The organism is Streptomyces sp. PCS3-D2, assembly GCF_000612545.2.
Lineage (GTDB): Bacteria > Actinomycetota > Actinomycetes > Streptomycetales > Streptomycetaceae > Streptomyces.
Window position 1 is genome coordinate 1,312,726 of the sequence record NZ_CP097800.1, and the last position, 21,992, is coordinate 1,334,717.

Annotated in this window: 18 protein-coding genes; 12 read left to right on the forward strand and 6 right to left on the reverse strand. The window is 72.0% G+C overall.

The features are described 5' to 3' along the window. Positions 1-82 precede the first annotated feature (82 nt). From AW27_RS05460 to AW27_RS05475, 4 genes are all read right to left on the reverse strand, one after another. Positions 83-2,080, reverse strand: a complete 1,998-nt coding sequence (locus AW27_RS05460) for a prolyl oligopeptidase family serine peptidase (protein ID WP_037917880.1) — start codon at positions 2,078-2,080, stop codon at positions 83-85. A gap of 13 nt (positions 2,081-2,093) precedes the next feature. Further along, a complete protein-coding gene (locus AW27_RS05465; RefSeq protein ID WP_078555790.1) occupies positions 2,094-3,515 on the reverse strand; it encodes a M20/M25/M40 family metallo-hydrolase in 1,422 nt (473 codons plus the stop codon). Between the two features lies 1 nt (position 3,516). Next, positions 3,517-4,350, reverse strand: coding sequence for a M55 family metallopeptidase (locus AW27_RS05470; RefSeq protein ID WP_037915838.1), 834 nt, complete (start codon positions 4,348-4,350; stop codon positions 3,517-3,519). Between the two features lie 224 nt (positions 4,351-4,574). Next, a complete protein-coding gene (locus AW27_RS05475; protein WP_037915836.1) occupies positions 4,575-5,024 on the reverse strand; it encodes an SRPBCC family protein in 450 nt (149 codons plus the stop codon). Between the two features lie 690 nt (positions 5,025-5,714). Here AW27_RS05475 and AW27_RS05480 point away from each other — a divergent pair. Further along, entirely contained in the window at positions 5,715-7,301 is a 1,587-nt protein-coding gene (locus tag AW27_RS05480) for an alpha/beta hydrolase (protein WP_037915833.1), read from the forward strand. 54 nt (positions 7,302-7,355) lie between these two features. On the opposite strand, the gene AW27_RS05485 is transcribed toward AW27_RS05480, so the two are convergent. Together AW27_RS05485 and AW27_RS05490 are read right to left on the reverse strand one after the other, a co-directional pair. Then, positions 7,356-7,769 (reverse strand): RidA family protein, encoded by a 414-nt coding sequence (locus AW27_RS05485; RefSeq protein WP_037915831.1) that lies wholly within the window; start codon positions 7,767-7,769, stop codon positions 7,356-7,358. Between the two features lie 12 nt (positions 7,770-7,781). Beyond that, positions 7,782-8,336, reverse strand: a complete 555-nt coding sequence (locus tag AW27_RS05490) for an adenylosuccinate lyase (protein ID WP_078555788.1) — start codon at positions 8,334-8,336, stop codon at positions 7,782-7,784. A gap of 398 nt (positions 8,337-8,734) precedes the next feature. On the opposite strand from AW27_RS05490, the gene AW27_RS05495 reads away from it, so the two are divergent. From AW27_RS05495 to AW27_RS05545, 11 genes are all read left to right on the forward strand, one after another. Continuing rightward, positions 8,735-10,531 (forward strand): 3-hydroxyacyl-CoA dehydrogenase family protein, encoded by a 1,797-nt coding sequence (locus AW27_RS05495; protein ID WP_037915826.1) that lies wholly within the window; start codon positions 8,735-8,737, stop codon positions 10,529-10,531. 163 nt (positions 10,532-10,694) lie between these two features. Then, positions 10,695-11,510 carry a TetR family transcriptional regulator gene (locus AW27_RS05500; protein ID WP_037915824.1) on the forward strand — a complete coding sequence of 272 codons (816 nt, stop codon included), beginning with the start codon at positions 10,695-10,697 and terminating at the stop codon, positions 11,508-11,510. A gap of 387 nt (positions 11,511-11,897) precedes the next feature. Then, the gene (gene ccrA / locus AW27_RS05505) at positions 11,898-13,235 is read left to right on the forward strand and encodes a crotonyl-CoA carboxylase/reductase (protein ID WP_037915821.1); all 1,338 of its coding nucleotides are present in this window, start codon (positions 11,898-11,900) and stop codon (positions 13,233-13,235) included. Between the two features lie 31 nt (positions 13,236-13,266). Then, the gene (locus AW27_RS05510; protein WP_037915819.1) at positions 13,267-15,345 is read left to right on the forward strand and encodes a protein meaA; all 2,079 of its coding nucleotides are present in this window, start codon (positions 13,267-13,269) and stop codon (positions 15,343-15,345) included. Further along, positions 15,342-16,316: an HpcH/HpaI aldolase/citrate lyase family protein gene (locus AW27_RS05515; RefSeq protein WP_037915816.1), complete on the forward strand. Its 975-nt coding sequence runs from the start codon at positions 15,342-15,344 to the stop codon at positions 16,314-16,316. The genes AW27_RS05510 and AW27_RS05515 overlap by 4 nt, the downstream gene beginning before the upstream one ends. 15 nt (positions 16,317-16,331) lie before the next feature. Continuing rightward, complete coding sequence (locus tag AW27_RS05520) at positions 16,332-16,844, forward strand: MaoC family dehydratase (protein WP_037915814.1); 513 nt, start codon at positions 16,332-16,334, stop codon at positions 16,842-16,844. Positions 16,845-16,846: 2 nt separating this feature from the next. Next, the gene (locus AW27_RS05525; protein WP_031158096.1) at positions 16,847-18,052 is read left to right on the forward strand and encodes an acyl-CoA dehydrogenase family protein; all 1,206 of its coding nucleotides are present in this window, start codon (positions 16,847-16,849) and stop codon (positions 18,050-18,052) included. Between the two features lie 186 nt (positions 18,053-18,238). Continuing rightward, positions 18,239-18,895, forward strand: a complete 657-nt coding sequence (locus tag AW27_RS05530) for a phosphatidylserine decarboxylase (RefSeq protein WP_037915810.1) — start codon at positions 18,239-18,241, stop codon at positions 18,893-18,895. A 64-nt stretch (positions 18,896-18,959) separates the two neighbouring features. After that, complete coding sequence (pssA, locus tag AW27_RS05535; RefSeq protein ID WP_370466674.1) at positions 18,960-19,742, forward strand: CDP-diacylglycerol--serine O-phosphatidyltransferase; 783 nt, start codon at positions 18,960-18,962, stop codon at positions 19,740-19,742. A 235-nt stretch (positions 19,743-19,977) separates the two neighbouring features. Then, positions 19,978-21,462 (forward strand): AlkA N-terminal domain-containing protein, encoded by a 1,485-nt coding sequence (locus AW27_RS05540; protein WP_037915805.1) that lies wholly within the window; start codon positions 19,978-19,980, stop codon positions 21,460-21,462. A 12-nt stretch (positions 21,463-21,474) separates the two neighbouring features. Continuing rightward, positions 21,475-21,990: a methylated-DNA--[protein]-cysteine S-methyltransferase gene (locus tag AW27_RS05545; RefSeq protein ID WP_037915802.1), complete on the forward strand. Its 516-nt coding sequence runs from the start codon at positions 21,475-21,477 to the stop codon at positions 21,988-21,990. Positions 21,991-21,992: the final 2 nt, after the last annotated feature.

The window sequence follows — 21,992 nt, forward strand, 5'->3', positions numbered from 1 at the left end:
GCGGGCAGGCCGTCGTCGCGGAGGAGACCGGCGGGTCCCGCAGAGGCGGGGAGGCGGAGGCGGCTGCCCGGCGCGGTCCGGTTCACGAGGAGGTCTCCAGCGCGAGCCGCGGGACGTCGGTGCGTTCGATCCCGAAGACCTGTGTGTACAGCGACAGTTCCGCCTCCAGGGCGCGGACCATGGTGTCGGCGCGGCGGAAGCCGTGGCCCTCGCCCTCGAAGGCGAGGTAGGCGTGCGGCACGGGCCGGCCCCGCATCGCGGCCGTCAGCCGCTCCGCCTGCGCCGGCGGGCAGACCGCGTCGTCCAGCCCCTGGAGCAGCACGAAGGGCGCCGTGATCCGGTCGGCGTTGGCCACCGGGGAGCGCTCGCGGTTCAGGACGGCGAGGGTCCCCGGTGGCCCGGCCAGGCCGTCGATGTAGCGGGATTCCAGGTCGTGGGTCTCCTCGGCGAAGCCCAGCAGGTCCAGCACCGGGTAGATGATCGCCGCGCAGGCGTACAGGTCGGTCGTGGCCAGCGAAGCCGCCGCCGTCCAGCCGCCCGCGCTGCCGCCGCGGATCGCGAGGCGCGCCGGGTCGGCGGTGCCCTCCGCCGCCAGCGCCCGGGCCACGGCGGCGCAGTCCTCCACGTCCACCACACCCCACTGCTCGCGCAGCCGTTCCCGGTAGGCGCGGCCGTAGCCGGTGGAGCCGCCGTAGTTCACCTCGACCACGCCGATCCCGCGCGAGGTGAAGTAGGCGATGTGCAGGTCGAGCACGGGCGGCACGTGGTCGGTGGGCCCGCCGTGCGCCCACACCACGTACGGGGGCAGTTCGTCGGCGGGGGCCCGGCAGGCCGGGTGGTGCGGCGGGTAGACGTGCGCGTGGATCTGCCGGTCGTCCGGGCCGAGGAAGGTGCGGCTCTGCGGCTCCGGGTAGTAGGCCGGGTCCACCGGGTCCGGGCCCTGTGCGCCGACGACCCTGGCGTGCCCGCTCGCGGTGTCCAGCTCGACCACCTCGTAGGCGCTGCGCGGGCTGGCGGCCACCCCGTAGACCCGGCTGCCGTGCACGGCGAGCGTCGGCTGCCACGCCGTCCAGGGCCCGGCCGCGTCCACCAGGTCGCCGCTCTCCGGGTCCAGGATGCCGAGCACCGAGGAGCCCTGGCCGTGCAGCACGGCGACGAGTCCGTCGGGAAGCGGTGCGATCCAGCGCAACCCGGGCTTCCACAGCGCTCCCCCGAACTCCTCCTCCCGCAGGCACAGGTTGACGGCCCAGCCCGTGTCCGGGTCCACCCGGTACGGGTTCCACCAGCCGCCGCGGTCGCTGACCGCGAGCAGGGTTCCGTCGGCCGTCCAGTCCACCTGGGCGACGGACTCGTCGGGTCCTCCGAGGACCGTGCGGGCCCCGGCCAGTCCGCCGTCCGCGGTGACCTCGGCCAGGTGCAGCTCGGTGCCGTCCCAGGGCATCAGCGGGTGGTCCCACACCAGCCAGGCCGCGTGCCTGCCGTCCGGCGAGAGCCGCGGGCCGGTGGCGAAGCGGTGCCGGTCGTCGGTGAGCTCCCGCACGGCCGACCGGTCCCCGGCCGCGGACCCGTCCAGCGGTACGGCGGCCAGGACCCGGCGCACATCCGTCGGCGCCGCCCCGGTGAACTCCTCCATGACGCACCAGACCTCGTCCCCGCGCAGCACCGGATCGACCCAGCGCAATCCGCCGCCGGTCGCGGACAGGGGGGTGAGGGGCCTGGGGTCGGGGGCTCCGGGCGCGTCCGGCTCGTAGGCGTACAGCCGCTGGTCGGCGAAGTGGACGAAGACCAGCAGGGGCCCACCCGTCGCACGCTCGACCCCGGCCCAGGGCAGGCCGCCGTACTCGGTGAACCGGCTGCGCACGTTCCACGGCGCGGGCAGCTCGCTGACCTCGGTCCCGGCCCCGGCAGGGCGGCGGCGCACCAAGGTGCGGCGGCCCGCCTCCCGCGGCCGGGGCTCGGTCCACCACACCTCGGGGCCGACCGTGCCGATGTACTCGGGCCGTCCGTCGAGCGAGGCCGCGAGGCCCGCGTCGAGGGGCGAGGGCCAGCTTCCGTACGGGCAGGTGCGCGTGGGGTTCATCACCGGGCCCCGCTCACAGGGTGCGCAGCGCGCGGTCGAGGACACGGACGCCGAAGTGGAGGGCATCGACGGGGACCCGCTCGTCCACGCCGTGGAAGAGGGACCAGTAGTCGAAGCCGGGTGGCAGCTTCAGCGGGGAGAAGCCGTAGCCGGTGACGCCGAGCCGGGAGAACTGCTTGGCGTCGGTGCCGCCCGCCATGCAGAAGGGCACCACGTGGCCGTCCGGGTCGAAGCGCTCGACGGACGCGCGCAGGACGGCGTAGGTCCGCCCGTCCACGGGTGCCTCCAGCGCGACCTCCCGGTGGTGGAACTCCCAGGTGACGTCGGGGCCGGTGAGGGCGTCGAGGGTGGCGATGAACTCGGCCTCGCCGCCGGGCAGCGTGCGCCCGTCGACGAAGGCGGTGGCCCGGCCGGGGATCACGTTCAGTTTGTATCCGGCGCTGAGCATGGTCGGGTTGGCGCTGTTGCGGACGGTCGCCTCGACGAGGGCGGCGGACGGGCCGAGTTTGCCGAGGAGCGAGTCGAGGTCGAGGCCGGGGCGCCGCGGGTCGACCGACAGGCCCTGGAGCGCGGCGAGTTCGGTGATGCAGGCAGTGACGGTGTCGGTGAGCCGGACGGGCCACTCGTACGCGCCGATCCGGGCGACGGCAGCGGCGAGGCGGCTCACGGCGTTGGCCCTGTTGGGCTTGGAGCCGTGGCCGGTGGTGCCGTGTGCGGTCAGCTTCAGCCAGGCGGTGCCGCGTTCACCGGCGGCGATCGGGTAGAGGACGCGGCCGGGGCCGGTGTGGACGGTGAAGGCGCCGGATTCGCTCAGGCCCTCCGTGCAGCCTTCGAAGAGTTCCGGATGGTGGTCGGCGAGGAAGCCGGAGCCGTCGACGGCGCTGTCCTCCTCGTCGGCGGTGTAGGCGATCACGATGTCCCGGCGCGGGCGCACCCCCGCGCGCGCCCAGGCCCGGACGACGGCCAGCACCATCGCGTCCATGTTCTTCATGTCGACGGCGCCTCGGCCCCAGACGACGCCGTCGCGGACCTCTCCGGAGAAGGGGTCCGCGCTCCAGTCGGCGGCCTCGGCGGGGACCACGTCGAGGTGGCCGTGGACGAGGAGCGCGTCGGCGGAGGGGTCGGTGCCCGCGATCCGGGCGACCACGTTGGTGCGGCCCGGGGTGCGCTCCAGCAGCAGCGGCTCCAGCCCGGCGGCGGCGAGCCGTTCGGCCACGTATTCGGCGGCGGGCCGCTCGCGGCAGTCTCCGCCGCCCCGGTTGGAGGTGTCGATCCTGATGAGGTCCGAGGTGAACTCGACCGCTTCGTCCAGAGCCACCGCGTCGACCGCGTCGACCGGGTCGACCGGGTCGACCGGGTCGACCGCGTCGGCGCCGGCCGCACCGGCCGGGAGGGCGCCGGCTTCGGCCGGGGCCCCGGTGTCGATTGCGCGCATGTCAGCCATACTGCTCCTCCACGGCCGCCGAGACGACCGTCGTGACCGCCTTGAAGGCGCGGATCCCCTCGTACATCGTCTCGCTGCTGTACGCGACCCTGCGCTCCCCGCTGCGCCGCACCCCCGGGACCACCGTGGCGGACATGGCGAGGTGCTCGGCGTCGAACTCCAGCTCCACGGTGTACGGGCCGCCGGGCACGGGCTCGCGCCGGACCGCGAGGGCGGTGGCCTCCTTGGCCGCGGCCCGGATGTCGGCGGCGGTACGGGCCGGGGTCCGGCAGACGGCGGCGTAGCGCGAGACGTGGTCCTTGACCGCTACGGTCACCGCATCCGGGGCGTAGCCGGCTGCGTCCACGCAGGTCAGGTCGTCGCCCGTGACCAGAATGACCGGGACTCCGTACTCGGCGACGACGTGGGCGTTGAGCAGCCCCTCGCTCGCACGGGTCCCGTTGAGCCACACCCCGGTGATGGAGTTGGCCAGGTAGGTGTGGGCGAGGACGCCTTCGGTGCCGGCGCCCGTGTGATAGCCGACGAAGGCGATGCCGTCGACGTCGCCGCGCTGGACGCCCTCGACCATGGAGAGGGACTTGTGGCGGCCGGTGAGCATCTCGGCCCGGGCGTCGAGCCGCTCCAGCAGCAGGTTGCGCATGGTCCAGTGGGCCTCGTTGACGAGCACCCGGTCCGCGCCGCCGTCGTAGAAGCCGAGCACGGCGGCGTTGACGTCGGAGGTGAACATGGAGCGGCAGCGCTCCCACTGGGGCGTGCCGGGCAGGACGTCCGCGGGCCAGGTGACGCCGGTGGCGCCTTCCATGTCGGCGGAGATGAGGATCTTCATCGGGCCCCCGGGCAGTCGGTTGCGCGGTCGCGCGCGACGCGACCGGGACGCGCAGCGCCCAGCCTAAGGGCTGTTGCCCCGTCGGGGGCGGATCAGCGCGCGACGTCCTCGCTTCCGGGGCGCGGCCGGTGCCCGGCCGGGAGGGGCCGAGCGGAAAGTCCACCCGAACCGGTGAGTCGGCCCGGCCCTGCCCGGGCCCGTCCGGGCCCGGGCAACGGCCTTGCTCAGGCCTTGCCTTCGACTTCCGCGGCCAGGTTGGCCAGCAGGGCGTCGTAGATGCGGCCGAGGCCCTTGGGCGCGAAGGTGCGCTCGAAGAATCCGCCGATGCCGCCGGCGCCGTTCCACACGGTGGTGACGACGGCCTTGGACTTGCCCTCGCCGGCCGGGGTGACCACCCAGGTGGTGACCATGGAGGAGTTGCGGTCCTTCTCCACGAGCTGCCCGTCGGTGGGCTCGGTGACCTCCAGCAGGCAGTCGCGCACGCGCTTGCTGGTGGCCTGGAGCTTCCAGTGCACCAGGGTGCCCTCGCCGTCGCCGCCCTCACGCACCTCGTACTCGCTGAAGTGCTCGGGCAGCAGCTTGCCCCGGGTCCCGCTGTAGTCCGCCAGCGTGTCGAAGACCGTCTCCGCGTCGGCCCCGATGATGCGCTCCGTGGTGGCCTCGACCTGCGCCATACCTGTTCCTCCAGCAGTTGTGTCCGCTCGTCACGGCGAAGCCAACCACCTCCGGGGCGGTGGCCCAAATCCGGGCCGGCCACCCCACCGCGGGGGTGCCGCGCCCGCACGATCCCGGGTACACGCGTTCCCCGCTCCCGCCACGGCGCACCCCGCGCCGGGAGAACCCGTCCACCGGCGCCGCGAGCGGCCGCGGGGTGCCGACGGGTCCCGCCGGTCCCCGGCACCGGCGGCTCCCCCACGCGCAGCCGGGGGCCGCCGTCCCCGGCCCGCACCGTGCCCGGCACCGCCTCCGTGACACCCCGGGTACTCCATCTGCGGCCCGGGGCCCGCACCGGGGTCACCGCCCGGCCGGAGGCACACCGCCGGCGCCGCGTGGAGCGCCACGGGCGGACGTACGCGGCGGCCCCCGCGCGCTCACCCGGCACCGGCGGGTGATCAGCCGGCAAGTCCGCGCACCGGCGGCCGGATTCGGCATCGGCCCGGCCCGGCGGGGCCCGGCCGGGAAGAACACCGCCGTCCCCGCACGCGCGGCCGGACCGCCGCCCGGACCGGCCACCCGGCTCGGCCGCCCCTGCCGTCCATCGCGCCCCGAACGGTCATCACATCGGGCCAATCGCCCGCGCAATCCCGCGTTCCGGGCGTGACGTCCGGGACGATTCCGCCCAGAACCCTCGGCTGGGAGGCCCCATGCTCCACCCCTTCACGAAGCGCGCCGCCGTCCTGCTGGCGACCTCCACCGTCGCCGCCGCCCTCGCGAGTCCGGTGACGGCCGCCCCGGCCGCACAGACCGCCCCGGCCGCACAGACCGCGCAGACCGCGCAGGCGGCACTGCGCTGGACCGGCTGCGCGACGCCCCGCTACCCGACGCTCCAGTGCGCGTCCCTCAAGGTGCCCCTCGACCACGACCGGCCCGCCGGCCGGACGATCACGCTCGCGCTGACCCGGGTCCCCCACACCGCCAAGACCTCTCAGGGTCCCCTGCTCGTCAACCCGGGGGGGCCGGGCGGCAGTGGGCGCGCACTCGCCGGGTTCGTCGCCTCCGCCCTCCCCAAGGACGTGGCCGCGCAGTACGACGTGATCGGCTTCGACCCCCGGGGCGTCGGCAAGAGCGAGCCGGTCCTCGACTGCGGATCCGGCCACTTCGCTCCGGTGCGCCCCGATTCCGTGCCGCAGGACGCCGCCACCGAGCGGGCCAACCTGGACCGCGTGCGGGCCTTCGCCGCGTCCTGCGGGGCCCGGCACGCGGACGTGCTCCCGCACATCGGGACCGTCTCGGCCGCCCGGGACATCGAGGTGCTGCGCACCGCCCTCGGCGCCGAGCGCGTCAGCTACTTCGGCTACTCCTACGGAACCTACCTGGGCGCGGTGTACGCCAAGCTCCACCCGGACCGGGTGCACCGGCTCGTCCTGGACTCCGTCGTCGACCCCGACGGGGTCTGGTACGAGGACAACCTCTCCCAGGACCTCGCCTTCGACGCCCGCCACAAGGCGTTCCTGGCGTGGATCGCCCGGCACGACGCCACCTACCGGCTGGGCACCGACCCGGCGGTGGTCGAGGCGCGCTGGTACGCGATGCGGCAGGCCCTGCGCGGGACCCCGGCCGGCGGCAAGGTGGGCCCGTCGGAGCTGGAGGACACCTACATGCCGGGCGGCTACTACGACGGCTACTGGCCCAGCCTCGCCGAGGCCTTCGCGGCGTACTGGGTGAGGAAGGACCCCAAGCCCCTGGTGGCGGCGTACGAGCGGTTCGGTGCGGTGGAGCCGTCGGCGGGCAACAGCTACAGCGTCTACACCGCGGTCCAGTGCCGGGACTCGGCCTGGCCCCGGAACTGGAACGCCTGGCGCGCCGACATGTGGCGCACCCACGCCAAGGCACCGTTCATGACCTGGAACAACGCCTGGTACAACGCGCCCTGTGCGTTCTGGCCGGCCGAGCCGCTCCGGGCCCCGGACGTGGCCAACGCGGACCTGCCGCCCGCCCTGCTCCTGCAGGCGACGGGCGACGCGGCGACCCCCTTCGACGGGGCGGTCAGCATGCGGGAGAAGCTGGCGGGCTCGCACCTGGTGGTCGAGGAGGGCGGCGGCAACCACGGCATCGCACTGAGCGGGAACACGTGCCTGGACGAGAAGGTGGCGGCCTACCTGAGGACGGGGCAGGCCGCGGACGCCTCCTGCCCGGCGCAGGCGGCCCCGCAGCCGACCGCGGCGACCCGGGCCGTACCGTCCGCGGCGGGCGGCGCGGCCCTGCACGGCCTGCTCGGCTTCCGCGGCTGACCGCGGGGCCGGCGGGCGGGCCGCGCGCCGTCGCCCGCCGGCCCCGGGCCGGTCTCAGGCCGGCAGGACCGCGAAGGCCTCCACCTCCACCAGGAGTTCCGGCCGGAACAGGGCCGAGACCTGGACGGCCGAGGACGCGGGCAGCCGGTCGGCGGGGATGACGGCTTCGCGCGCCTCCCGTACCGCGGGAAGGTGCGCGACGTCGGTGACGAAGTACGTCAGCTTCACGACGTCGTCGAAGGTGGCTCCGGCGGCGGCCAGGCATCGCCGGAGGTTCTCGAAGACCTGACGGGCCTGCGCGCGGGCGTCACCCTCGCCGACGACCGCGCCCTTCTCGTCGAGGGCGCACTGCCCCGAGACGGCGACGAACCGTCCCGTGCCGAGGACGACGTGGCTGTAGTGGGCACCGGGGCTGACCCCTTCGGGTGCGGATATGCGGGTCAGACGGCTTCCGTTGTGATCGGTCATGGGCCGATCCTGTCAGCCCCCGAGGGCGCGCAGCGCGGTGGTCGCGGCCACCGCCAGGCGGGGGTGGGACTGGGCTCGGGTGAGGAGTTCGCGCGCGCGGGGGTCGCCGAGGGCGCCCAAGCCCTCGACACAGGCCAGGGCCACCCGCCAGTAGGGGTCGTTCGGGGACAGCAGCCGCGCCAGCGTGGTGAGCAGGGCCGGTACGGACTCGGGGGCGCGCAGGGCGGTGAGCAGCCGGACGGGCTGGAGGGCGTAGGCCGTGCGCAGTCCGTTGGTGGCGAGGGCCGCGGCGGCGCGGGCGGTGCGCGGGTCGCCGAGGACGGCCAGCGCCTCCGCCGCGGCCGCGCAGCGGGGCGGGTCCCGGTGGTTGAGGAGCAGCACCAGGGATTCGAAGGCCCGCCGGTCCCCGGCGAGGCCGAGCCGGTACGCGGCCAGTTCGCGGGCCCACAGGGGCAGCCCGGCCGAGGTCAGTGCGTCCGCGAGCGCATCGGGGCCGGCCGCGCGCAGCGCCTCGTACTCGGGGGACCCGCCCGCCTCCGCCCGCAGGCGCTCCAGCACGTCGTTCACCCGGCTCACCCTAGGGCGGCGGGGCGGTCGGCACACCGGGTTCGTCGAGATGATCAAGGGCGGTTGATCGATGATCGATGATCGGTACATTTCGGCGGTACAGGTCACATGTCCGCGCTCTGGCGCACCAGTTACCGGCGAGTTACTGTCGTGGCAACACCTACGAGGGCGGCCTGGTGACGCAGCCGCCCCGTGCCGGTCGGTTCGTTTCGCACTGCACGGCGTGGCCCCGGGACAGGGTCCTGCCGCTTCCGCCCCTGCGGGTTCCTCCCCGCCGGGTTCCGGCCCGGGCCGTTGCCGCCCCGGGCTCCTCACCGCACGGCACTCCGTACGGCATCCGCGCGCGACGTGCGCCGCGCGCCCCCTCAGTCGTCACCCTCTTCCACTGGAGTCCCTCGATGGACCGTCAGTCCAGTCAGCCCACCCTCCAGACCATCGCCGTCGTCGGCCTCGGCACGATGGGCACCGGCATCGCCGAGGTCCTCGCGCGGGCCGGCCGCGAGGTCATCGGCATCGACATCAGCGAGACCGCCGCCCGCCGGGCCGCCGCCTCCCTCGCCGCCGCGACCGCGCGCTCCGTCGCCCGGGAGCGACTCACCGAGCAGGAGCAGGCGGACGTCCTGGCCCGCTTCCGCACCTTCACCGACCTGGCAGCCGCAGCCGAGGCCGATCTCGTCATCGAGGTCGTGCCGGAGTCGTACGAGGTCAAGCAGCAGGTGTTCCGCGAGCTCGACGCGGTCGTGCGGCCCGACACGATCCTGGCCACGGGCACCAACGCCCTGTCGGTGACCCGGCTCGCCGCCGAGTCCCAGCGCCCCGAGCGGGTCTTGGGCCTGCACTTCTTCAACCCGGTCCCGGCGATGAAGCTGGTCGAGGTCGTCTCGTGCGTCCTGACCGCCCCGACGGCCGTGGAGGCGGTCACGGAGCTGGCCCGCGAGCTCGGCAAGGAGCCGGTGGCGGTCGGCGACCGGCCCGGCTTCGTCGCGGACGGCCTGCTCTTCGGCTACCTGAACCAGGCCGCCGCCATGTACGAGGCGAAGTACGCCTCGCGCGAGGACATCGACGCGGCGATGCGGCTCGGCTGCGGCCTGCCCATGGGGCCGCTCGCGCTCCTCGACCTGATCGGCGTGGACACCGCCCGCACGGTCCTGGAGGCGATGTACGCCTCCTCCGGGGACCGGCTGCACGCCCCGGCCCCGATCCTGGGGCAGCTGGCCGAGGCCGGGCTGGCGGGCCAGAAGTCCGGGCGCGGTTTCTACACGTACGAGGCACCGGGCAGCTCGGTGATCGTCCGCGACCTGCAGACTCCGCTGGACGGGTCCCTGCTGGGTGCGGGCCGCCCGGTGAGCTCGGTCGGCGTGGCCGGTTCCGGCACCATGGCGAGCGGCATCGCGCAGGTCTTCGCCCAGGCCGGGTTCGACGTGGTCCTGGCGGCGCGCAGCCAGGAGAAGGCGGAGGCCGCCAAGGCCGCCATCGGCAAGTCCCTGGGCCGTGCGGTGTCCAAGGGCCGGCTGACCCAGGAGGCGGCGGACGGCACCCTGGACCGGATCACCCCGGCGGGTTCGCTGGATGCCTTCGCCGAGGTGGACCTGGCGGTGGAGGCGGTCGCCGAGGACCTGGCGGTCAAGCAGGAGCTGTTCGCGACGCTGGACAAGGTCTGCAAGCCGGGTGCGGTGCTGGCCACCACCACCTCCTCGCTGCCGGTGATCGCGGTGGCCCGGGTGACCTCGCGCCCACAGGACGTGATCGGCATGCACTTCTTCAACCCGGCCCCGGCGATGAAGCTGGTCGAGGTCGTCCGGACGGTCCTGACGGCCGACGACGTGCACGCCACCGTCCGCGAGATCTGCGTGAAGGTGCGCAAGCACCCGGTGGACTGCGGGGACCGGGCCGGCTTCATCGTGAACGCGTTGCTGTTCCCCTACCTCAACAACGCGATCAAGATGGTGGAGGAGCACTACGCGAGCCTCGACCAGATCGACGCGGCCATGAAGCTGGGCGGCGGCTACCCGATGGGGCCGTTCGAGCTGCTCGACGTGGTCGGCCTCGACGTCTCGCTGGCCATCGAGAAGGTTCTCCACAAGGAGTTCCGCGACCCGGGCCTGGCCCCGTCCCCGCTGCTGGAGCACCTGGTGGCGGCGGGCTGCCTGGGCCGGAAGACCGGCCGCGGATTCCGTGAGTACGCCCGGCGGTAACCGAGCGGGCCATGAGCCGGATGCGTGGGGAGGGCTGCTCGGGTCCGCCGGACCCTCACGGCGGACTGACCTTCCCGAGCCCAGTGCGGGCTCTCCCCCGCATCCACCCCTCTCCCACCCCCCTCCGGCGCGCACCCCCGCGCGAATGAAGTACTTTCGCTCTATGTCCCAGCCCGCCAAGACCTCGCCCCGCGCCTCCTCGGCCCCCGACGCCCCGGAGAGCGCGGCCGGCACCCGGGCTGCCGCCCAGCGGCTCAAAATGCGCCGCGAGCTCGCCGCCGCGGCCATGGAGCTGTTCGCGACCAAGGGGTACGAGGCGACGACGGTCGACGAGATCGCCGCGACGGCCGGGGTCGCGCGGCGGACCTTCTTCCGGCACTTCCGGTCGAAGGAAGAGGCGATCTTCCCGGACCACGACGACACCCTGATCCGCGCCGAGGCGGTCCTCGACGTGGCCCCGGCGCACGAGCACCCGCTCGACACCGTGTGCCGCGGGATCAAGGAAGTCATGAAGATGTACGCCGCCTCGCCCGCGGTGTCGGTGGAGCGCTACCGGCTGACGCGGGAGGTGCCGGCGCTGCGGGAGCGGGAGATCGCCTCCGTGGCCCGGTACGAGCGGCTCTTCACCCGCTACCTGCTGGCGCACTTCGACGAGACCGACCATCACGACGGCAACGACGATCCGCTGCTGGCCGAGGTGGCCGCCTCGGCCGTGGTCACGGCCCACAACCACGTGCTGCGGCGCTGGCTGCGGGCCGGGGGCCAGGGCGACGTGGAGGCGCAGCTGGACCACGCCTTCTCGATCGTGCGCAAGACCTTCGGCACGGGGATCGGCGCGGGCCGCACCCTGAGCCCGGCGGCGCCCTCCGCGCCGGCGGCCGTCCGCACGGAGGGCGAGGTGCTGGTGGCGGTGGCCCGGACCGACGCACCCCTGGACGAGGTCATGCGGACCATCGAAGAAGCACTGCGCGCGAGGTAGCGACACCGGAAGCGATGCTCGTCACAGCGGCCGTCCCCGAGGAGGGGCGGCCGCTTTCGTATGTCCGGCTTGCCCCTACTCGACGGTAACTTTGATCGATCATCGCTCATCTGCGCAGGTCAATAGGCAAATGAGAGAAAGTTTTGGCACGCGGTGCCTTGCCGGGTGACACGGGGTGCCATACGTTGAATCTCGTCCGGATGTCCCCGCGACCCACGCCCACACGGCACGGAACGCGCCCCGGACGCCTGCGTCACCAGGCACCCGCACGCCCCACCACGGGCGGCGCCCAGCACCACAGCACAGCCGGACCGACGGCACACCGCACCCGCTCCACGCACCCGTTCACCTCAGCGCACCCTCATCAGCGCTAGCCGGAGGCTCACCGTGAAGGACATCCTGGACGCGATTCAGTCGCAGTCCGCCACCGCCGCAGACTTCGCCGCCCTGCCGCTCCCCGACTCCTACCGCGCGATCACCGTGCACAAGGACGAGGCGGAGATGTTCGCCGGGCTCACCACCCGCGAGAAGGACCCGCGCAAGTCCCTGCACCTGGACCACGTCCCGCTCCCCGAGCTGGGCCCGGGCGAGGCCCTGGTGGCCGTCATGGCCTCCTCGGTCAACTACAACTCCGTGTGGACCTCGATCTTCGAGCCCGTCTCCACCTTCAGCTTCCTGGAGCGCTACGGGCGCCTGTCGGAGCTCACCAAGCGCCACGACCTCCCCTACCACGTCATCGGCTCCGACCTCGCGGGCGTCGTCCTGCGCACCGGCCCCGGTGTCAACGCCTGGAACCCGGGCGACGAGGTCGTCGCCCACTGCCTCTCCGTCGAGCTGGAGTCCTCCGACGGCCACAACGACACGATGCTCGACCCCGAGCAGCGCATCTGGGGCTTCGAGACCAACTTCGGCGGCCTGGCCGAGATCGCGCTCGTCAAGTCCAACCAGCTGATGCCGAAGCCCGACCACCTCAGCTGGGAGGAGGCCGCCGCCCCCGGCCTGGTCAACTCCACCGCCTACCGCCAGCTGGTCTCCCAAAACGGCGCCGGCATGAAGCAGGGCGACAACGTCCTGATCTGGGGCGCCAGCGGCGGCCTCGGCTCCTACGCCACCCAGTTCGCGCTGGCCGGCGGCGCCAACCCGATCTGCGTGGTCTCCTCCCCCGAGAAGGCCGACATCTGCCGGTCCATGGGCGCCACCGCGGTCATCGACCGCAACGCCGAGGGCTACACGTTCTGGAAGGACGAGCACACCCAGGACCCCCGCGAGTGGAAGCGCTTCGGCTCCAAGATCCGTGAGCTGACCGGCGGCGAGGACATCGACATCGTCTTCGAGCACCCGGGCCGCGAGACCTTCGGCGCGAGCGTTTACGTCACCCGCAAGGGCGGCACCATCACCACCTGCGCCTCGACCTCGGGCTACATGCACCAGTACGACAACCGCTACCTGTGGATGTCGCTGAAGCGCATCGTCGGCTCGCACTTCGCCAACTACCGCGAGGCGTGGGAGGCCAACCGCCTGATCGCCAAGGGCAAGATCCACCCCACCCTCTCCAAGGTCTACTCCCTGGAGGAGACCGGCCAGGCCGCCTACGACGTCCACCGCAACCTCCACCAGGGCAAGGTCGGCGTCCTCGCGCTCGCCCCCGAGGAGGGCCTCGGCGTCCGCGACCACGAGATGCGCGCCCAGCACCTGGACGCCATCAACCGCTTCCGCAACGTCTGAGTCCGTTCAAAGGCCTAAGGGACAGCCTGAGATGACAGAGCGCCAGAAGGACCGTCCGTGGCTCATGCGGACGTACGCCGGCCACTCCACGGCCGAGGCGTCCAACGAGCTGTACCGCCGCAACCTCGCCAAGGGCCAGACCGGCCTGTCGGTCGCGTTCGACCTGCCGACGCAGACCGGCTACGACCCCGACCACATCCTCGCCCGCGGCGAGGTGGGCCGGGTCGGGGTCCCGGTCTCCCATCTGGGCGACATGAGGCGGCTGTTCCAGGACATACCCCTGGAGCAGATGAACACCTCGATGACGATCAACGCCACCGCCATGTGGCTGCTGGCGCTCTACCAGGTGGCCGCCGAGGAGCAGGGCGCGGACATCTCCCAGCTCCAGGGCACCACCCAGAACGACATCGTCAAGGAGTACCTCTCGCGCGGGACGCACGTCTTCCCGCCGGGGCCGTCCCTGCGGCTGACGACCGACATGATCGCGTACACGGTCAACCACATCCCGAAGTGGAACCCGATCAACATCTGCAGCTACCACCTGCAGGAGGCCGGGGCCACCCCGGTCCAGGAGATCTCGTACGCGATGTCCACGGCGATCGCCGTCCTCGACTCGGTGCGCGACTCCGGGCAGGTTCCCGAGGAGCGCTTCGGCGAGGTGGTGGCCCGCATTTCCTTCTTCGTGAACGCGGGCGTCCGCTTCATCGAGGAAATGTGCAAGATGCGCGCCTTCGGCCGCATCTGGGACAAGGTCACCCAGGAGCGCTACGGCATCGAGAACGCCAAGCAGCGCCGCTTCCGCTACGGCGTCCAGGTCAACTCCCTCGGACTCACCGAAGCGCAGCCGGAGAACAACGTGCAGCGCATCGTGCTGGAGATGCTCGCGGTCACCCTCTCCAAGGACGCCCGCGCCCGCGCGGTACAGCTGCCCGCCTGGAACGAGGCGCTGGGCCTGCCCCGGCCCTGGGACCAGCAGTGGTCGCTGCGCATCCAGCAGGTCCTGGCACACGAGAGCGACCTGCTGGAGTACGACGACATCTTCGCCGGATCCCACGTCATCGAAGCCAAAGTCGACTCCCTGGTCGCCGACTGCCTGGCCGAGATCGACCGGATCCAGGAGATGGGCGGCGCCATGGCCGCCGTCGAGTCCGGCTACCTGAAGTCCCAGCTGGTCTCCTCGCACGCCGAGCGGCGGGCGCGGATCGAGGCCGGCGAGGACAAGATCGTCGGCGTGAACTGCTTCGAGCAGACCGAACCGAACCCGCTGACGGCCGACCTGGACGGCGCCATCATGACGGTGGACGGAGCCGTGGAGGCCTTCACCGTCGAGCGGATCGGCCGCTGGCGGTCCGAGCGGCAGGAGTCCTCGGACCGCCAGGGCAACGGCGACCCGTTCGTCTTCCCCACCGTGGGGCAGGCTCTGGACCGGCTCAAGGAGGCCGCCGCCGGAACCGAGAACCTGATGGAGGCCACCCTGGAGTGCGCCCGGGCCGGTGTCACCACCGGCGAGTGGGCGGGCGCGCTGCGCGAGGTGTTCGGCGAGTTCCGCGCCCCGACCGGCGTCTCCTCGGCCCCGGTCGCCGTCGCCGCCGAACCGGGCACGCCGATGCACGAGGTCCGCGAGAAGGTGGCCCGCACCGCCGACGACCTCGGCTCGGGCCGGCTGCGCCTGCTGGTGGGCAAGCCCGGCCTGGACGGACACTCCAACGGGGCGGAGCAGATCGCCGTCCGCGCCCGCGACGCCGGCTTCGAGGTGGTCTACCAGGGCATCCGGCTGACGCCGGAGGAGATCTCCTCCGCCGCGCTGGCCGAGGACGTGCACTGCGTGGGACTGTCCATCCTGTCCGGATCGCACAGCGCCCTGGTGCCGGACGTCCTGGAACGGCTGCGCACCGCGGGGGCGGGTGACATCCCCGTCATCGTCGGAGGCATCATTCCCAACGCCGACGCCGTCGCGCTCAGGGCCGCGGGGGTGGCCGCCGTCTTCACGCCGAAGGACTTCGGCATCACGGAGATCATCGGCCGTATCGTCGACGAGATCCGCAAGGCCAACAAGCTCGACCCACTCGACAACGCCGCCATCATTGCAAGCACGGAGGTCCCCGCATGACCACGCCAGTCCACCCGGTCAACCGCCTTCGCCCGCGCCGCTCCTGCCTCGCGGTGCCCGGCTCGAACCCGCGGTTCCTGGAGAAGGCCCAGGGGCTGCCGGCCGACCAGGTCTTCCTGGACCTGGAGGACGCCTGCGCCCCGCTCGCCAAGGAAGGCGCCCGCCACACCATCGTGGACGCGCTGAACAACGGCGACTGGACCGGCAAGACCCGCGTCGTGCGCGTCAACGACTGGACCACCCACTGGACCTACCGCGACGTCATCACGGTCGTCGAGGGCGCCGGCCAGAACCTCGACTGCATCATGCTGCCGAAGGTCCAGGACGCCCAGCAGGTCGTGGCCCTCGATCTCCTCCTGACCCAGATCGAGAAGACGATGGGCTTCGAGGTCGGCAAGATCGGCATCGAGGCGCAGATCGAGAACGCCAAGGGCCTGGTGAACGTCGACGAGATCGCCGCCGCCTCGCCCCGGCTGGAGACCATCATCTTCGGCCCGGCCGACTTCATGGCCTCCATCAACATGAAGTCCCTGGTCGTGGGCATGCAGCCGCCCGGCTACCCGGCGGACGCCTACCACTACATCCTCATGCGCATCCTGATGGCGGCCCGGACGCACAACCTCCAGGCGATCGACGGCCCCTTCCTCCAGATCCGCGACGTGGACGCCTACCGCGAGGTGGCGGGCCGGGCAGCGGCGCTGGGCTTCGACGGCAAGTGGGTGCTGCACCCCGGCCAGGTCGACGCGGCCAACGAGGTCTTCTCCCCCTCCCAGGAGGACTACGACCACGCCGAGCTGATCCTCGACGCGTACGACTGGTGCACGTCGGAGGCCGGCGGCAAGAAGGGCTCGGCGATGCTCGGCGACGAGATGATCGACGAGGCCAGCCGCAAGATGGCCCTGGTCATCGCGGGCAAGGGCCGGGCGGCCGGCATGCAGCGCACCACCAAGTTCGAGATTCCCACCGGCTGACAAGGACAGACCACCATGCAGTTCGGACGCACGTACGAGGAGTTCGAGGTCGGGGCGGTCTACAAGCACTGGCCCGGGAAGACGGTCACGGAGTACGACGACCACCTCTTCTGCCTCCTGACCATGAACCACCACCCGCTCCACATGGACGCGAACTACGCCGAGAACACCACCGACTTCGGCAAGAACGTCGTCGTGGGCAACTACATCTACTCGCTGCTGCTCGGCATGTCCGTGCCGGACGTCTCCGGGAAGGCCATCGCCAACCTGGAGATCGAGTCCCTGCGGCACGTGGCGCCGACCTTCCACGGCGACACGATCTACGGCGAGACCACGGTCCTCGACAAGACGCCGTCGAAGTCGAAGAACGACCGCGGCATCGTCTACGTGGAGACCAAGGGCTACAAGCAGGACGGCACCCTCGTCTGCGTCTTCCGGCGCAAGGTGATGGTCCCGACCGAGACGTACATCAAGGAGCGCGGCGGCGAGCAGCCCGGCCGCCCCCGGCCGAAGACCCAGGAGAAGTAGCCATGGCCCGACTCGCCCAGACCGCCGGGCTGACCGACGTCCAGCGGGAGATCCTCAAGACCGTCCGCGAGTTCGTCGACAAGGAGATCATCCCGGTCGCCACCGAGCTGGAGCACCGCGACGAGTACCCGCAGCAGATCGTCGACGGCCTCAAGGAGCTCGGCCTCTTCGGGCTGATGATCCCGGAGGAGTACGGCGGCCTGGGTGAGTCGCTCCTCACCTACGCGCTGTGCGTCGAGGAGATCGCGCGCGGCTGGATGTCCGTCTCGGGCATCATCAACACGCACTTCATCGTGGCGTACATGCTCAAGCAGCACGGCACGCAGGAGCAGAAGGACCACTTCCTCCCGCGCATGGCGCTGGGCGAGGTGCGCGGCGCCTTCTCGATGTCCGAGCCGGCGCTCGGTTCCGACGTGTCGGCCATCACGTCCAAGGCGGTGAAGGACGGCGACGAGTACGTCCTGAACGGCCAGAAGATGTGGCTGACGAACGGCGGCAGCTCCACCCTGGTGGCCGTTCTCGTCCGGAGTGACGAAGGACACCCCGAGGGCACCGCGCCGCACAAGTCGATGACGACCTTCCTCGTCGAGAAGGAGCCCGGCTTCGGTGAGGTCCGTCCCGGCCTGACCATCCCCGGCAAGATCGACAAGATGGGCTACAAGGGCGTCGACACGACCGAGCTCATCATGGACGGACTGCGCATTCCGGCCAATCGCGTCCTCGGCGGCCAGACGGGCCGAGGGTTTTACCAAATGATGGACGGCGTCGAGGTCGGCCGCGTCAACGTGGCGGCGCGTGGCTGCGGCGTCGCTCAGCGTGCTTTCGAACTCGGCGTCTCATATGCCCAGCAGCGTCACACTTTCGGCAAGGCGATCGCCGAACACCAGGCCATCCAGTTCAAGCTGGCCGAGATGGCTACCAAGGTCGAAGCCGCTCATGCGATGATGGTGAATGCAGCACGCAAAAAGGACTCCGGGGAACGAAACGACCTCGAAGCAGGGATGGCGAAGTACCTCGCCTCCGAGTACTGCAAGGAGGTGGTGGAGGACGCCTTCCGGATCCACGGCGGATACGGATTCTCGAAGGAGTACGAGATCGAGCGCCTCTACCGCGAGGCTCCGATGCTGCTGATCGGTGAAGGTACCGCCGAGATCCAGAAAATGATCATCGGGCGACGCCTGCTCGAGGAGTACCGACTCCAGGGCTGAAAGTCCCTTTTGCGGCGGATCCTCCCAGGGTCCGTCGCAGCAAGGTCACTACCAGTCACTGGCCGACGGCCATCGACTCGGCTTCTGGCTTGCCCAGTTGTTGCGCGCAACCGATAGCATTCCAGTAAAGCCGCCGTCCCGTCCCCCTGTTTGCGGCGCGGCAATCACCCGCTACGAAGGTCATCCATGCCCCACAGCCAAACCTCTGCAGCCCGCGACAGCCGACTCGGCGTACGTCTCGCCCGCGGAGCATCGCCGTGGCTTCTGCCGACCGTCGCCACCGCGGCGTTCAGCCTCACCCGGGCCCGCAAGTCCGGGCGCTGGGCAGCCGCGGCCGTGCCCGCAACCGCGCTCGCCGCGGGCATGCTGTGGTTCTTCCGTGACCCGGAGCGCGAGATCGCTCAGGGCCGTGTCATCTCGCCCGCCGACGGTGTGGTGCAGAGCATCATGCCGTGGAAGGACGGGCGGACCCGGGTCGCGATCTTCATGAGCCCGCTCAACGTCCACGTCAACCGCGCGCCCCTGGCGGGCACGGTGACGTCCGTGGAGCACGTCCCCGGCGGATTCGTCCCGGCCTTCAACAAGGAGAGCGAGAACAACGAGCGCGTTGTCTGGCACTTCGACACCGAGCTCGGTGACATCGAGATGGTGCAGATCGCCGGCGCCGTCGCCCGCCGCATCGTCCCGTACCTGCCGGCCGGCACCAAGGTGGAGCAGGGCGAACGCATCGGTCTGATCCGCTTCGGCTCCCGCGTCGACATCTACCTCCCGGAGGGCGTCGAGGTCGCGGTCGAGGTCGGTCAGGCCACCACCGCGGGGGTGACACGAATTGACCGTGACTGACCCTGAGACTCCGGCCACCGGCTGGGTGCCCGAGTCCGCCGAGGAGGAGTCCGCCGAGGACGACATGCCGCTCTCGCTGCGGCTGTCGATAGCGGACACGCTCACCCTCGGCAACGCCACGTGCGGATTCATGGCGGTGTACTTCACCACCACCGGAATCCTCATCCCGCACCTCACCGGGAGCGGCGAGACGGGCATGGCCCGCAACAGCGCCGCCACTGCCGTGATACTGATGCTGCTCGCCGCGGTCTTCGACCTCTTCGACGGCATCGTGGCCCGCAAGCTGCGCAGCTCGCCGATGGGTGCCGAGCTGGACAACCTGTCCGACCTGATCAGCTTCGGTCTCGCCCCCGCCTACTTCGTCCTCGTCTACGGCATGGTCGCCGTCGACGCGGACCAGAAGGTGTCGGCGCTGGCCGCGATCGTGGTGCTGCTCGCCGTGGTGCTCCGCCTGGCGAGATTCAGCTGCGTGACGATGAAGGACGGCATGTTCCAGGGCATGCCGAGCCCCTTCGGCGCGCTGACGGTCGTCTCGATCGTGCTGCTGGAGCTCCCGTTCATCCCGACACTGCTGGCGATCGTCGGGGTGGCGTGGCTGATGGTGAGCCGGGTCGAGTACCCCAAGCCGCGGGGTGTCCTCGCGGTGGCGATGCTCTGCTGGATCATCAGTGCGATGGGCCTGCTGGCGGCCTGGGCGTTCGACGCGCCGGGCGGCCAGATGCTGCTCCAGACCGGCTGTGCGCTGCAGATCGCCATGGCCGCGACCATTCCGCTGTTCGCGACGACGCGGAGGGCCAACACCTTCCGCCACAACCGCCGCGAGGCACGGGCGACGTCGCTGCGCTAGCGCAGTCGCTGCGCCGGCCGTACGTGGAAGGCCCCGGATGCCACCGCATCCGGGGCCTTCTGCGTGTCCGCCGAGCAGCCATACATCACGCCTACCCCGGACCGCCCCCGCCCCGCCACCGGCCACGGCCCCGCCCCGCCTCGCCCCCGCCCCCGCCGGGCCGCCCCCGGCCAGGGTTAGCCTTGATGTCGGAAAACCGCCAGCCGCCGGGGATCTCGCCCCAGATCCTGGAGCCATGCACACCGACACCGAGCGCTGCGTAAGGGCCGTGCAGTCGAAGGATGCCCGCTTCGACGGCTGGTTCTTCACTGCCGTCCTGACCACCCGGATCTACTGCCGGCCCAGCTGCCCCGCCGTACCTCCGAAGGTCGAGAACATGACCTTCCTGCCCAGCGCCGCCGCCTGCCAGCAGGCCGGGTTCCGTGCCTGTAAGCGCTGCCGGCCCGACACCAGCCCCGGCTCCCCCGAGTGGAACGCCCGTGCGGACGCCGTGGCCCGGGCGATGCGGCTGATCCAGGACGGGGTCGTCGACCGGGAGGGCGTCCCGGGCCTGGCCGCCCGCCTCGGCTACTCCACCCGCCAGGTGGAGCGGCAGCTCAACGCCGAGCTCGGTGCCGGCCCCCTCGCCCTGGCCAGGGCGCAGCGCGCCCAGACCGCCCGGCTGCTCATCGAGACCTCCGAGCTGCCGATGGGCGACGTGGCCTTCGCCGCCGGCTTCTCCTCCATCCGCACTTTCAACGACACCGTCCGGGAGGTCTTCGCCCTCTCCCCGAGCGAGCTGCGGGAGCGGTCGGTGAAGGCCGGCCGGAAGAAGGACGCTGCGCCGCGGATCCCCGGGACGATCAGCCTGCGGCTGCCGTTCCGGGCTCCCCTGAACCCCGACAACCTCTTCGGGCACCTGGCCGCGACGGCCGTCCCCGGTGTCGAGGAGTGGCGCGACGGCGCCTATCGCCGCACCCTGCGCCTGCCCCACGGCACCGGTGTCGTGGCCCTCACCCCGCAGCCCGACCACATCGGCTGCCGCCTGGCCCTCACCGACCTGCGCGACCTGACGATCGCCATCAGCCGCTGCCGATGGATGCTCGACCTCGACGCCGATCCCGAGGCGGTCGACGAGCAGCTGCGCTCCGACCCGCTGCTGGCGCCGCTCGTGGACAAGGCCCCGGGGCGCCGGGTCCCCCGCACGGTCGACGCGGCGGAGTTCGCCGTCCGGGCCGTGCTGGGCCAGCAGGTGTCCACAGCCGCCGCCCGCACGCACGCCGCCCGGCTGGTCACGGCCTACGGGGAGCGCGTCGAGGACCCGCTGGGCGGGCTGAGCCACCTCTTCCCGTCGCCGCAGGCACTGGTCGGGCTCGACCCCGAGTCACTGGCCCTGCCGCGCAGCCGGCGGGCCACGCTCACCACCCTGGTCGCGGCGCTGGCCGACGGTTCCCTGCCGCTCGGCATCGACAGCGACTGGGAGGCGGCCCGCGCCCGGCTGTCGGCGCTGCCCGGCTTCGGCCCGTGGACCACCGAGGTGATCGCGATGCGGGCACTCGGTGACCCGGACGCCTTCCTGCCGTCCGATCTGGGCGTCCGCCGGGCGGCACAGGGGCTCGGGCTGCCGTCCACGCCCTCCGCGCTGACGGCTCGGGCCGCCGGATGGCGGCCCTGGCGCGCGTACGCCGTCCAGTACCTGTGGGCCACGGACGCCCACCCCATCAACCACCTGCCGGTCTGAGGAGCAGCAGTCATGCGGGACACCGTGAACAGCCGAAAGCAGCACACCGTCGTCGAGAGCCCCTACGGGCCGCTCACCCTGGTCGCCGCGGACGGCGTCCTGAGCGGCCTCTACATGACGGGGCAGCGTCACCGGCCGGCCGAGGAGTCGTTCGGGGAGCGGGTGGCGGCCACCGAGGAGCCCTTTCCCGAAGTGGCGCGCCAGCTGGCCGCGTACTTCGCCGGGGAGCTGACCGAGTTCGACCTCCCGCTCCGGCTGGAGGGCACCGCGTTCCAGCGCAGTGTCTGGGACCAGCTCGTGCGGATCCCGTACGGCGAGACGTGGTCGTACGGGGAGCTCGCGGCGAAGCTGGGCAGGCCGAACGCCTCGCGGGCGGTCGGCCTGGCCAACGGGAAGAACCCGGTCGGCATCATCGTCCCGTGCCACCGGGTGATCGGCGCCTCCGGCAGCATGACGGGCTACGGCGGCGGCGTCGAGCGCAAGGTGCGGCTGCTGGCCTTCGAGGCGGGCCAGGGCCTGACGTCGTAGCG

What these genes read in the sequence shown, in the direction of transcription:
- AW27_RS05470 (WP_037915838.1), bottom strand. Translation starts at nt 4,350, where the DNA reads ATGAAGATCCTCATCTCCGCCGACATGGAAGGCGCCACCGGCGTCACC.
- AW27_RS05495 (WP_037915826.1), top strand. Translation starts at nt 8,735, where the DNA reads ATGGACCGTCAGTCCAGTCAGCCCACCCTCCAGACCATCGCCGTCGTC.
- AW27_RS05475 (WP_037915836.1), bottom strand. Translation starts at nt 5,024, where the DNA reads ATGGCGCAGGTCGAGGCCACCACGGAGCGCATCATCGGGGCCGACGCG.
- AW27_RS05510 (WP_037915819.1), top strand. Translation starts at nt 13,267, where the DNA reads ATGACAGAGCGCCAGAAGGACCGTCCGTGGCTCATGCGGACGTACGCC.
- pssA (WP_370466674.1), top strand. Translation starts at nt 18,960, where the DNA reads ATGCCGCTCTCGCTGCGGCTGTCGATAGCGGACACGCTCACCCTCGGC.
- AW27_RS05520 (WP_037915814.1), top strand. Translation starts at nt 16,332, where the DNA reads ATGCAGTTCGGACGCACGTACGAGGAGTTCGAGGTCGGGGCGGTCTAC.
- AW27_RS05515 (WP_037915816.1), top strand. Translation starts at nt 15,342, where the DNA reads ATGACCACGCCAGTCCACCCGGTCAACCGCCTTCGCCCGCGCCGCTCC.
- AW27_RS05525 (WP_031158096.1), top strand. Translation starts at nt 16,847, where the DNA reads ATGGCCCGACTCGCCCAGACCGCCGGGCTGACCGACGTCCAGCGGGAG.
- AW27_RS05465 (WP_078555790.1), bottom strand. Translation starts at nt 3,515, where the DNA reads ATGCGCGCAATCGACACCGGGGCCCCGGCCGAAGCCGGCGCCCTCCCG.
- AW27_RS05540 (WP_037915805.1), top strand. Translation starts at nt 19,978, where the DNA reads ATGCACACCGACACCGAGCGCTGCGTAAGGGCCGTGCAGTCGAAGGAT.
- AW27_RS05545 (WP_037915802.1), top strand. Translation starts at nt 21,475, where the DNA reads ATGCGGGACACCGTGAACAGCCGAAAGCAGCACACCGTCGTCGAGAGC.
- AW27_RS05485 (WP_037915831.1), bottom strand. Translation starts at nt 7,769, where the DNA reads ATGACCGATCACAACGGAAGCCGTCTGACCCGCATATCCGCACCCGAA.
- AW27_RS05460 (WP_037917880.1), bottom strand. Translation starts at nt 2,080, where the DNA reads ATGAACCCCACGCGCACCTGCCCGTACGGAAGCTGGCCCTCGCCCCTC.
- AW27_RS05530 (WP_037915810.1), top strand. Translation starts at nt 18,239, where the DNA reads ATGCCCCACAGCCAAACCTCTGCAGCCCGCGACAGCCGACTCGGCGTA.
- AW27_RS05500 (WP_037915824.1), top strand. Translation starts at nt 10,695, where the DNA reads ATGTCCCAGCCCGCCAAGACCTCGCCCCGCGCCTCCTCGGCCCCCGAC.
- AW27_RS05480 (WP_037915833.1), top strand. Translation starts at nt 5,715, where the DNA reads ATGCTCCACCCCTTCACGAAGCGCGCCGCCGTCCTGCTGGCGACCTCC.